The 11,912-nt window shown below is 73.5% G+C and carries 9 protein-coding genes; 5 read left to right on the top strand and 4 right to left on the bottom strand.

Features of this window, described 5'->3' with window-relative positions; genetic code table 11:
* From ACIQ8B_RS05490 to glgB, 3 genes are all read left to right on the top strand, one after another.
* Positions 1-354: alpha-glucosidase C-terminal domain-containing protein (locus tag ACIQ8B_RS05490; protein ID WP_403545476.1), on the top strand; the 354-nt coding region annotated here is incomplete at its 5' end.
* Positions 355-465: 111 nt separating this feature from the next.
* Entirely contained in the window at positions 466-1,884 is a 1,419-nt protein-coding gene (locus tag ACIQ8B_RS05495) for a maltokinase (RefSeq protein WP_403545478.1), read from the top strand.
* Between the two features lie 32 nt (positions 1,885-1,916).
* Complete coding sequence (glgB, locus tag ACIQ8B_RS05500) at positions 1,917-4,520, top strand: 1,4-alpha-glucan branching enzyme (RefSeq protein ID WP_403545480.1); 2,604 nt, start codon at positions 1,917-1,919, stop codon at positions 4,518-4,520.
* A gap of 12 nt (positions 4,521-4,532) precedes the next feature.
* Here the strand turns inward: glgB and ACIQ8B_RS05505 are convergent, their stop codons facing one another.
* The 4 genes from ACIQ8B_RS05505 to ACIQ8B_RS05520 form a co-directional block, all read right to left on the bottom strand.
* On the bottom strand, positions 4,533-6,764 hold the full coding sequence (locus ACIQ8B_RS05505; protein ID WP_403545482.1) for a HelD family protein: 2,232 nt from the start codon (positions 6,762-6,764) through the stop codon (positions 4,533-4,535).
* A 194-nt stretch (positions 6,765-6,958) separates the two neighbouring features.
* Positions 6,959-7,282, bottom strand: coding sequence for a co-chaperone YbbN (locus tag ACIQ8B_RS05510; protein ID WP_274543350.1), 324 nt, complete (start codon positions 7,280-7,282; stop codon positions 6,959-6,961).
* The gene (locus ACIQ8B_RS05515; protein WP_290006212.1) at positions 7,279-7,707 is read right to left on the bottom strand and encodes a MerR family transcriptional regulator; all 429 of its coding nucleotides are present in this window, start codon (positions 7,705-7,707) and stop codon (positions 7,279-7,281) included. The genes ACIQ8B_RS05510 and ACIQ8B_RS05515 overlap by 4 nt, the downstream gene beginning before the upstream one ends.
* A gap of 208 nt (positions 7,708-7,915) precedes the next feature.
* Positions 7,916-9,310, bottom strand: a complete 1,395-nt coding sequence (locus ACIQ8B_RS05520) for a cation:dicarboxylate symporter family transporter (protein WP_106412370.1) — start codon at positions 9,308-9,310, stop codon at positions 7,916-7,918.
* Positions 9,311-9,465: 155 nt separating this feature from the next.
* Here ACIQ8B_RS05520 and ACIQ8B_RS05525 point away from each other — a divergent pair, with 155 nt between their 5' ends.
* Complete coding sequence (locus ACIQ8B_RS05525; protein ID WP_403545485.1) at positions 9,466-11,157, top strand: ATP-binding protein; 1,692 nt, start codon at positions 9,466-9,468, stop codon at positions 11,155-11,157.
* Positions 11,154-11,849 carry a response regulator gene (locus tag ACIQ8B_RS05530; RefSeq protein ID WP_290006205.1) on the top strand — a complete coding sequence of 232 codons (696 nt, stop codon included), beginning with the start codon at positions 11,154-11,156 and terminating at the stop codon, positions 11,847-11,849. Before ACIQ8B_RS05525 ends, ACIQ8B_RS05530 begins: the two co-directional genes overlap by 4 nt.
* The last annotated feature ends 63 nt before the right edge of the window (positions 11,850-11,912 follow it).

The following is an 11,912-nucleotide window of genomic DNA, read 5'->3' on the forward strand; positions in this document are numbered from 1 at the left end:
AACGTCGAGGCCTCCATGGCCTCCCCCTCCTCCCTGCTGCACTGGACCCGGCGGATGATCGAGATCCGCAAGCAGAACCCGGCGTTCGGCCTCGGTTCCTACACCGAACTGCCCTCCTCCAACCCCGCCGTCCTCGCCTTCCTGCGCGAGTACGAGGACGACCTGGTCCTGTGCGTCAACAACTTCTCCCGCTTCGCACAGCCCACCGAGCTGGATCTCAGCGCCTTCGAGGGGCGGCATCCGGTGGAGCTGTTCGGCGGGGTGCGCTTCCCGGCCGTCGGCGAACTGCCGTACCTGCTGACCCTCGGGGGGCACGGATTCTACTGGTTCCGGCTCCGCAAGGACGCCGCCTAGAACCCGGGGCGGGGCGGTTTCCCCCGCTCCGCCCGGGGCACGCATGAGTAGCACCCCGCCCACCGGCGGCGCCCCCGTGGCGCGCCGACAGAGGGGAAAGGACGCGACGCCATGTCGGAAGCCGTCACACGCACTGTCACGACCCCGCCCGGCCTCCTTGCGTCACTCGATCCACTGTTGCGGGAATGGCTGCCGAGACAGCGCTGGTTCGCGGGCAAGGGGCGCCCGGTGACCGGGTTCGACCTGGTCGCGGCCACCGAGCTGCTGCCGCCCACCGCCAAGCTGGGCCTGTACCACCTGCTGGTGCGCGCCCGTCAGCCGCTCCAGCCCGGCCACGGCGGGTCCGAGCAGCCGGGCGACTGCTACCAGCTGTTCATAGGCGTGCGCGAGGCGCTGCCGCCCCGGCTGGCGCCCGCGCTGATCGGTCATGTGTCGCGGGGCCCCCTGGCCGGACGGACGGTCTACGAGGCCCTGCACGACACCCGGCCCGCCGACCTGCTCCTGGAGGCCCTGCGCACCCGGGCCCGGATCGGCGGGCTTCGTTTCGAGCGCGACCCGCGCCAGGAGATCCGGCCGGGACTGGTGCCGCGCCTGATGACCGCCGAGCAGTCGAACTCGTCGGTCGTCTACGGCGACACCTACATCCTGAAGCTGCTGCGCCGGGTGATGCCCGGCATCAACCCCGACCTGGAACTGCCGCTGGCGCTGGCCCGCGAGGGCTGCTCCCGGGTGCCGCCGCCGACGGCCTGGCTGGTCGCCGACGCCGAGGGCGAACCGGGCCCGCCGCATCCGGCCGAGCGTTACGTCCTGGGGGTGCTCCAGCCATTCGTGCAGGGCGCCACCGACGGCTGGGAGCTGGCGCTGCGGGAGCTGGCCAAGGGGGAGGACTTCATCGCCGAGGCGCGGGCCCTCGGGCGGGCCACCGCCGAGGTGCACACCGCGCTGGCGCGTGCGCTGCCCACGGTCACCCTGGGTCACGTGCAGATGCGCGCCCTGGCCGACGCCATGACCGAGCGGCTGGAGGCGGCCGTGCACGCGGTGCCCGCGCTGCGGCCGTACGCGGACGATCTGCGCTCGGCGTACACCGCGCTGGACGACCTCGCGTCCGAGGGCCGCACCTGGACCGCCCAGCGGGTCCACGGCGACCTGCACCTCGGGCAGTGCCTGCGCTCCCCGGCCGGCGCCTGGTCGCTGATCGACTTCGAGGGGGAGCCGGCCCGGCCGCTGGCCGAGCGCCGGATGCCGCAGCCGGCCGTGCGGGACGTGGCGGGCATGCTGCGTTCCTTCGACTACGCGGCGCGTACGGCGGCCCCGCCGCAGCCGGACTGGGCCGCCCGCTGCCGGGCGGCGTACTGCACCGGGTACGCCGAGGCCGCGGGCCGCGACCCGCGCACCGAGCCGGTGCTGCTGCGCGCCTACGAGACCGACAAGGCGGTCTACGAAGCGGTCTACGAGGCCCGGCACCGCCCCGACTGGCTGCCCGTGCCGCTGGCGGCCCTGCACCGGCTCGCCACGGCCGACCCGACCTGATCCACCCGACCCGCGTCCAGGAGGCTTCCCTCGTGACCCCCCGCCCCGAGTCCAGCGGTTCGCATCCGGAGCAGCCGGCCGACCAGCGGCGTACCGAGCCACCGGCGCCCGCGCGGAAGAAGCCGGCCGCGAAGCAGCAGCCCGCGGCAGCCGCGGCGAAGAAGGCCGCGGCGCGGAAGACGCCCGCGAAGAGGACGGCCGCCGCCGCGGCGAAGACCGCCGCGACCGCGAAGGCCACGGTCCAGAAGGCGGCCCTCAAGAAGACGGCGGCGAAGAAGGCGCCCGGAAAGAGCCCGGCCGCGAAGAAGACTCCGGGCGGGGCGACGGCGCCCGCCGCGCCGGCGGCCTCCGGGGCCCCGCCCGCCGAGACCCGCGGGCGGGACACCGCGCGGACGGCACCGGTGCCGGAAGTGGCCGAGCGGCCCGCGCCGCCGGAGGCGGAGATCGCCGTCTCCCCCGCCGTGGACTCCGGCGACCGGGAGCGGCTGCTGCACGGGACGCATCACGCGCCGCACTCCGTGCTCGGGGCGCACCCCGTGCCCGGCGGGGTGGCCTTCCGCGCGTTCCGGCCCTACGCGCGGGCGGTGGCCGTGGTGTCGGGCGGCATGACCGTCGCCCTGCACGACGACGGCGACGGCTTCTTCTCGGGGCTGCTGCCGCTGCGCGAGGTCCCGGCGTACCGGCTGCGCGTCGCGTACGAGGGGACGGAGCTGGAGACGGAGGACGCCTACCGCTTCCTGCCCACGCTGGGCGAGCTGGACCTGCACCTGATCGGCGAGGGCCGGCACGAGGAGCTGTGGACGGTGCTGGGCGCGCACCCGATGACCCACCAGGGGGTGACCGGCACCCGTTTCTCGGTGTGGGCGCCGAACGCGCGCGGGGTGCGGGTGGCGGGCTCGTTCAACTTCTGGGACGGCACCGGCTTCCCGATGCGCTCGCTGGGATCGACCGGGGTGTGGGAGCTGTTCGTGCCGGGGATCGGCGAGGGCGAGCTGTACAAGTTCGAGATCACCCGCCCCGACGGTTCGAAGACGCTGCGCGCCGACCCGATGGCCCGCCGTACCGAGGTCCCCCCGGCCACCTCGTCGATCGTCACGTCGTCGCGGTACGCGTGGGGCGACGCGGAGTGGCTGGCGCAGCGGGCGCAGGTGCCCGCGCACCAGGCGCCGTTCTCCGTCTACGAGGTGCACCTGCCGTCGTGGCGTCCGGGGCTCACCTACCGGCAGCTCGCCGAGCAGCTCCCCGCCTACGTGAAGGACCTCGGCTTCACGCACGTCGAGCTGATGCCGGTCGCGGAGCACCCCTTCGGCGGGTCCTGGGGGTACCAGGTCACCGGGTTCTACGCGCCGACGGCCCGGCTCGGCACCCCGGACGACTTCAAGTACCTGGTGGACGCGCTGCACCGGGCCGGCATCGGCGTGATCATGGACTGGGTGCCCGCGCACTTCCCGCGCGACGAGTGGGCGCTGGCCGAGTTCGACGGCCGCCCGCTGTACGAGCACTCCGATCCGCTGCGCGCCGCGCACCCCGACTGGGGCACCCTGGAGTTCGACTTCGGGCGCCGCGAGGTGCGCAACTTCCTGGTGGCCAACGCGCTGTACTGGTGCGAGGAGTTCCACATCGACGGGCTGCGGGTCGACGCGGTCGCCTCCATGCTCTACCTGGACTACTCGCGCGAGCCGGGCCAGTGGACGCCGAACGAGCACGGCGGCCGGGAGAACCTGGACGCGGTGGCGTTCCTGCAGGAGATGAACGCGACCGTGTACCGCAGGGTGCCGGGGGTCGTGACGATCGCCGAGGAGTCCACCGCCTGGGACGGCGTCACCCGCGCCACCCACCACCGCGGCCCGAGCGGCTTCGGCGGGCTCGGCTTCGGGCTGAAGTGGAACATGGGCTGGATGCACGACTCGCTGCAGTACATGAGCCACGAGCCGGTGCACCGCGCGTACCACCACGGCGAGATGACCTTCTCGATGGTGTACGCGTACAGCGAGAACTACGTGCTGCCGATCTCCCACGACGAGGTCGTGCACGGCAAGCGGTCCCTGGTGTCGAAGATGCCCGGCGACTGGTGGCGGCAGCGCGCCGACCTGCGCGCCTACCTCGGCTTCATGTGGGCCCACCCGGGCAAGCAGCTCCTCTTCATGGGACAGGAGTTCGCGCAGGGCGCGGAGTGGTCGGAGGCGCACGGCCCGGACTGGTGGCTGCTCGACCCGCACTACGGCGCCGAGGCCGACCACCGCGGCGTGCGGGACCTGGTGCGCGACCTCAACACCGTCTACCGCGCCACCCCGGCGCTGTGGCAGTACGACACCGAGCCGTCCGGCTTCCGCTGGGTGACCGGGGACGCCGCCGACGACAACGTGCTGGCCTTCCTGCGGTACGACGCCGACGGCGCGCCGCTGCTCGCGGTGTCCCACTTCGCCCCCGTGGTCCGGCACGACTACCGCGTCGGCGTCCCGGACGACGTGCCCGCCTGGCGCGAGGTCCTGAACACCGACGCGGCCCGCTACGGCGGCAGCGACGTCACCAACCCCGACCCGGTGAAGCCGGAGCCGCAGGGCTGGCACGGCCGGCCGGCGAGCATCCGGCTGTCCCTGCCGCCCCTGGCGACGGTGTGGCTGCGCCCGGCCTGACCCGGGCGCGGTCTACGCGAGGGCCTTCGCGAGCGGCTCCGGCAGCGGCTCGGCGTGCAGCACGCCGAGCCGCTGGGTGGCGCGGGTGAGCGCCACGTACAGGTCGCTGGTGCCGTAGCGGCCCGGCTCGACCACCAGGACCGAGTCGAACTCGAGCCCCTTGGCCTGGCGCGGGTCCAGCAGCACCACCTGGTGGGTGAGGTCCGGCTCGGCGCCGGCCGTCACCCCGTCCAGCCGGGCGGCCAGGGCGCGGTGCAGCTCCCGCGGGGCGACGACGGCGAGGCGGCCCTCCTCCGGGGTCAGCTCCGCGACCGCCTCGGCGGTGGCGGCGGGCAGGTCGTCGGCGTGGCGGGCCCACGGCCGCACCCCCGTGGCGCGCACCGAGCCGGGCGGCTCGAAGCCGGGGTGCGCGGCGCGCACCACCGCTGCGGCGACCTCCATGATCTCCGCCGGGGTGCGGTAGTTGACGCCCAGCCGGTGGTGCTCCCAGCGGTCCTCGACGTAGGGGGCGAGGATGCCCTCCCAGGAGCCGACGCCGCCCGCCTCCGAGGTCTGCGCCGGGTCGCCGACGAGGGTCATCGACCGGGTGGGACTGCGCCGCATCAGCAGCCGCCACGCCATCGGGCTCAGCTCTTGTGCCTCGTCCACGATGATGTGCCCGAACGCCCAGGTGCGGTCGGCCGCGGCGCGTTCGGCGGCGCTGCGGTGGTCCTCCTCCTCGTGCCGCTCGGCGAACCGCTCGGCGTCGATGATGTCGTGCGCGGACAGCACCTCGGACGACTCGGGGTCGTCCTCCTCCTTGTCCTCGAACTCGAAGGTCCGGGAGGCGTACGAGACGTCCAGCACGCCCTGGGCGTAGGCGATCTGCTGCTGCCGCTCACGCTCGGCACGCTCACGGGCCAGCCGGTCGTCCTCGCCGAGGAGCTCGGCGGCCTCGTCCAGCAGCGGCACGTCGGAGACGGTCCAGTGCCGGGTGACCGGGCGGCGGATCGCGGCTGCGTCCTCGTCGGGGAGGTAGCCCTCCGGGGCGGCGAGGAAGTCGGCGACCAGGCGCTGCGGGGTGATCCTCGGCCACAACCGGTCGATCGCGGACCACACCTCGGGGTTCTCGGCGAGTTCGTCGCGGATCTGGGTGATGTCGCTGGGGTCGAGCAGGTTGGACCCGTCGTACGGGTCGGTGCCGATGCGCTCGGCGAGCATGTCGGTGAGCGTGTTGAGGATGTGCCCCTCGAAGTGCTCGCGGGCCACGTTGTGCGGCAGCTTCGTGGCGCGGGTGCGCTCCCGGGCGACGTTCACCAGGCCGTCGTCGAGCATCAGGACCTCGCGGTCGTGCTCGATCGCGATGACCGGGTCGGGCAGCGCCTGCCGGTCGCGCACGAACTCCGCCAGCACACCGGCCATCTCCGCCCGTCCCTTGACGGCCGCGGCCTCCGGCGTGTCCGTACGGGTCGTCCTCACCCCGGGGAACAGCTCGCCGACGGTCGCGAGGAGCACGCCGGTCTCGCCGAGGCTGGGCAGCACCTCGCCGATGTAGCCGAGGAAGGCCGGGTTGGGCCCGACGATCAGCACGGCGCGGCGGGCCAGCAGCTCACGGTGCTCGTAGAGCAGGAACGCGGCGCGGTGCAGGGCGACGGCGGTCTTGCCGGTGCCGGGGCCGCCCTCGACCACCATGACGCCCCGGTGCGGGGCGCGGATGATGCGGTCCTGGTCGGCCTGGATGGTGCGGACGATGTCGCCCATGCGGCCGGTCCGCGCGGAGTTCAGGGCGGCGAGCAGCACGGCGTCGCCGGTGGGGTCCTCGTGGCCGGTGCGGGTCTCGTCGCCGAGGTCGAGGATCTCGTCGTGCAGGCCGGTGACCCGGCGGCCCTCGGTGGCGATGTGCCGGCGGCGGCGCAGGCCCATCGGGGTGTGGCCGGTGGCCAGGTAGAACGGGCGCGCCACATCGGCCCGCCAGTCGATGAGGACCGGGGTGCGCTCGTCGTCGTCGGCGCGCAGGCCGATGCGTCCGATGTGGTGGGTCCGTCCGGAGGCGAGGTCGATCCGGCCGAAGCAGAGGGAGCCGTCCACCGCGTTCAGCGCGGCGAGCAGCCCGGAGCGCTCGGCGACCAGGATGTCCCGCTCCAGCCTTGCCTGCCGGGGGGTGTGGCCCTGGGAGAGGGCGTCCGCCACACCGGCCTCGGCATCGCCCCGCAGGGCGTCCACCCGTGCGTACAGTCCGTCGATGAATTCCTGTTCGCGCCGCATTTCATCGTCCGGAAATTCGGTGTTTGACAATTCCACTCCCGCCCGGATATACTATGCTCACTGAACTTTTTCGCGACTTCCCATCATGAAGGCGCGAACCCACGAATATACGCAAGGAAAACCCCCGGGCGCAATTGCCCGGGGGTTTTCCTGTGTCCGTGCGGGCAGCGGTCCCGCGGGAGGCAGCCCGTTGCTCAGAGCACGTCCCGCAGTTCCTCCCGCAGCCGCCGCCCCGGCCGCGCGCCCACCATCGACCGCAGCGGCTCGCCGTCGCGGAACAGCATGAAGGTCGGCATCGACAGCACCTTGTACGCGTTGGTCGTGGCGGGATTGAGGTCCACGTTCAGCTGGACGACCTTCAGCCGGCCCTCCTCCGCCGCGGCCAGCTCGCGCAGCACCGGCGCCATCTGCCGGCACGGCGGGCACCAGTCGGCCGTGAACTCCACCAGCACCGGAAGTCCGGCGCCCAACACCTCCTCCGCGAAATCCGCGTCCGTCACCTCGGGCACGCCCCTCACAGCGCTCCCCCTCCCAGCTCGCACTCCGGTTCCGGACCTCCCGGGACCGCCGCGTCGGCGGCCAGCGCCGCACGGGCCGCCTCGGCCCGCGCCAGCTGCCGCCCGACCTTCGCCCGTACCGCCCCCAGCTCGGCGATGAGCGTGTCGAGCTCGTCGAGCTTGCGCCGGTAGACCTGGAGCGAGGCCGGGCAGGAGTCGCCCTCGGGGTGCCCGGCGCGCAGGCACTCCACGAAGGGCCGGGTCTCCTCCAGACCGAACCCGAAGTCCTGGAGCGTGCGGATCTGCCGCAGCAGTTTCAGGTCGGACTCGTCGTAGGTCCGGTAGCCGTTCCCGGACCGCCGCGCGGGCAACAGTCCGCGGGATTCGTAGTACCGCAGCGTCCGCGTCGTGGTCCCGGCGCGTGCGGCCAGCTCGCCGATTCGCATGCCGTCGAACGTAGAGCTTGACGCGGGCGTCAGGGCAAGGGCGGATCCGGGCAGGAGGAAGGCCGGGCGGCGGACTCACGGGGGAGGAGTCCAGCCGCCCGGCGACGGGGCCCTGTCACCAGGACGGGCCTCCGTGACCGGCCGGCCGGGGCGACGGGGGAAGTGTGTCCCGGCCGGCCGGGGTGTGCGGGGCGCGGCGCCGGCCCGGTCAGGCCTTGGCCAGCTCCTTCTCGCCGTCCGCCTCGAGCGCCGGGGCGGAGTCCTCGTGGCCGGCGTCCGCGCCGTGGTCGTCCAGCAGCGTCCGCTCGTCGAACGGGGCACGGCCGGCCAGCACCTCGGCGACCCGCTCCTTGTCGATCTCCTTGGTCCAGGTGCCGATCAGCACCGTGGCGATCGCGTTGCCGGCGAAGTTGGTCAGCGCGCGGGCCTCGCTCATGAAGCGGTCGATGCCGACGATCAGGCCGATGCCGTCCACCAGGGCGGGCTTGTGCGACTGCAGGCCGCCGGCCAGGGTCGCCAGGCCGGCGCCGGTGACACCGGCGGCGCCCTTCGAGGCGACCAGCAGGAACAGCAGCAGCGGGATCTGCTCGCCGACCGACATCGGCGTGCCCATGGCGTCGGCGATGAACAGTGAGGCCATGGTCATGTAGATCATGGTGCCGTCGAGGTTGAAGGAGTAGCCGGTCGGGACGGTGATGCCGACCACCGGCTTGCTGACGCCCAGGTGCTCCATCTTCGCGATGAGCCGCGGCAGCGCGGACTCGGAGGAGGAGGTGGACAGGATCAGCAGGAACTCGCGGCCCAGGTACCTGAACAGGCTCCACACGTTCAGGCCCGCGACGAGCTTCAGCATCGCGCCGAGCACCAGGAAGACGAACAGCACACAGGTGATGTAGAAGCCGAGCATCAGCACCGCGAGGCTCTTGAGCGCGTCCAGGCCCGCCGAGCCGGTGACCGCGGCCATCGCGCCGAAGGCGCCGACCGGGGCCGCCCACATGATCATGGCGAGGACGCGGAAGACCAGCCGCTGGATGTGCTCGATGCCGCGCAGGACCGGCTGACCGGCGTTGCCCATGGCCTGCAGGGCGAAGCCGCACAGCAGGGCGATCAGCAGGGTCTGCAGCACCTCGCCCTGGGTGAAGGCGGACACGATGGTGGTCGGGATGATGCCGAGCAGGAACTCGGTGGTGTCCTTCGCCTCCGAGTCGATCTGCGCGTGGCCGGTCTCCTTGACGGCGTCGGTGACCGCGAGGCCGGTGCCCGGGTCCAGGATGTTGCCGACGACCAGGCCGATGGCGAGCGCCACCACCGACATGACCATGAAGTAGCCGAGGGCGATGCCGCCCACCGCGCCGACCTTGGCGGCCTTCCGCACGGACCCGATGCCCAGCACGATGGTGCAGAAGATGATCGGCGAGATCATCATCTTGATCAGGTTCACGAAGCCGGTGCCGATCGGCTTCAGCTCGACCGCGAAGTCCGGGGCGACCAGACCGACGGCGATGCCGAGGGCCACCGCGATGATCACCGCGATGTAGAGATAGTGCGTGCGGTCCCGTTTGACCTTGGGTGCGGCAGGTGCCGTATCGGCGGCGCTGGTCACGGCGGCCCTCCTTGACGTCGTCGTCGGCATCACCGGCGTGCGGCTCACGTCCGGGGGATGGTTCGGGGGAACGCGGTGACTATGTCGCGCCTTGTGAGCGTGGTCACCCTTCCGTTCATTTAGTTCACCGCACGGGTGCGAGGCAGACTGGCGGGATGCGTATCCCCCTCCCCCGGCCCCGCAGCCTCGCGGGACAGCTCTTCGCCATGCAGGCCGTGCTGCTCACGGTCGTGGTGGCGGGGTACGCGCTGGCCACCTACCTCAGCCACCGCAGCGAGGCCGAGGAGGCCGCGGGGCGGCAGGCCGCCTCGGTGGCCCGCTCGGTCGCCGACTCACCGTCCGTGCGGGAGGCGATCCGCTCGGCCGACCCGTCGGCGGGGCTCCAGCCGTACGCGCTGGCGGTGGTGCGCGACACCGACGTGGACTTCGTCACCGTCATGGATCCCCGGGGCATCCGCTGGACCCACCCCGACCCGGACCAGATCGGCCTGCCCTTCCAGGGCCACACGGGCCCGGCCCTCGAGGGGCGCACCTTCACCGAGACCTACACCGGCACGCTCGGCCCGTCGGTGCGGGCCGTCACCCCGGTGCGGGACGGCGACCGGATCGTCGGCCTGGTCAGCGCGGGCATACGGGTCGAGGAGATCGGCCGGCGCGTGCAGGAGCAGCTCGCCGCGCTGCTGGCGGTCGCGGCGGGCGCTCTCGGGCTCGGCGCGATCGGCACGTACGTGATCAACGCCCGGCTGCGCCGGCACACGCACGGGATGAACGCGACCGAGCTCAGTCACATGCACGACTACCATCAGGCCGCGCTGCACGCCGTGCGCGAGGGTCTGCTGATGCTGGACGGGCAGTACCGGGTGGCGCTGATCAACGACGGCGGCCGGGAGCTGCTCGGGGTGGACCAGGAGGAGGACGTGGTGGGGCGGTCGGTCACGGAGCTGGGTCTGCCCGGCCCGCTGACGGGCACGCTGCTCGCCTCCGAACCCCGGGTCGACGAGGTGCACCTGACGGCCGACCGGGTGCTGGTGGTGAACACCTCCCCGGTCACCGGCGGCCAGCGGCGCGGGTCGGTGGTGACGCTGCGGGACGTGACCGAGCTGCAGTCGCTGATGGGCGAGCTGGACTCGGAGCGGGGCTTCACGCAGGCGCTGCGGTCCCAGGCGCACGAGGCGGCCAACCGGCTGCACACCGTGGTGTCGCTGATCGAGCTGGGCCGCGCCGAGGAGGCCGTGGAGTTCGCCACCGCCGAGCTGGAGCTGGCGCAGGCGCTCACCGACCAGGTGGTGGCGGCGGTGAGCGAGCCGGTGCTGGCGGCGCTGCTGCTGGGCAAGACCGCGCAGGCCAACGAGCGGGGCGTGGAGCTGGTGGTGTCGCCGGACAGCCGCCTGGACGACGGCCTGCTGCCGGACGCCCTGTCCTCCCGCGACCTGGTCACCATCCTCGGCAACCTGATCGACAACGCGGTGGACGCGGCACAGGGCGGGGTCCGGCCGCGGGTGACGGTGACGGCGCTGACCGAGGAGGACGGCTCGGAGCTGGTCCTGCGGGTCGGCGACACCGGCCCCGGCGTCGACCCGGACCGCGCCGAGGAGCTGTTCCGGCTCGGCTACAGCACCAAGCCGTCCGGCCCGGGCGGCCGGGGTCTGGGCCTCGCCCTGGTCCGGCAGGCGGTGTCCCGGCACGGCGGCACCCTCTCGGTGACCTCCGGCACGGACGGCGGCGCGGTGTTCGACGTGCGCGTCCCGCTGCGGGAGACGGCCGGTGCGGCCGTGCGCGGCCCGGACGGTGCGGTCGCGCACGGCACGGGCGATGCGGTCGCGCACGGCACGGGCGGCGCCGGATGACCGGGCAGCCCATCAGAGTGCTGGTCGTCGAGGACGACCCGGTCGCCGCCGACGCGCACGTGATGTACGTCGGGCGGGTGCCCGGCTTCGTCGCCGTCGGCACGGCGCACACCGGGGCCGAGGCCCGCCGGGCGCTGGACCGTACCCCCGTCGACCTGCTGCTCCTCGACCTGCACCTGCCCGACGTGCACGGCCTGCGGCTGGCCCGCTCGCTGCGGGCGGCGGGCCATCACGCCGACGTGATCGCGGTGACCTCGGCACGGGACCTGGCGGTGGTGCGCGAGGGGGTGTCCCTGGGCGTCGTCCAGTACGTGCTGAAGCCCTTCACCTTCGCGACGCTCCGCGACCGGCTGGTGCGCTACGCCGAGTTCCGCGCGGCGGCCGGCGAGGCCAGCGGGCAGGCCGAGGTGGACAGGGCACTGGCGGCACTGCGGGCACCGGGACCGGCCGCACTGCCGAAGGGGCTGAGCGGGCCGACGCTGGAGCGGGTGACGGGGGCGCTGCGCGAGGTCGAGGACGGGCTGACCGCGGCGGGGGTCGCCGAGGCCGTGGGGATATCCCGGATCACGGCCCGGCGGTATCTGGAGCATCTGGTGGAGACGGGGAGGGCCGGGCGGGCTCCGGTTTACGGGCAGGTGGGACGGCCGGAGTTGGTCTACCGGTGGGTCCGGGGAGCGGAGAAGGGGCGCTAGGGAGCGGGGGCGCCCGGAGCGGCGGCGCGGGTGCGGGCGTCGGCGGCCTGAAGCCAGGCGGCG

Origin of the sequence: Streptomyces sp. NPDC096105, from assembly GCF_044763335.1 — a bacterium.
Lineage (GTDB): Bacteria > Actinomycetota > Actinomycetes > Streptomycetales > Streptomycetaceae > Streptomyces.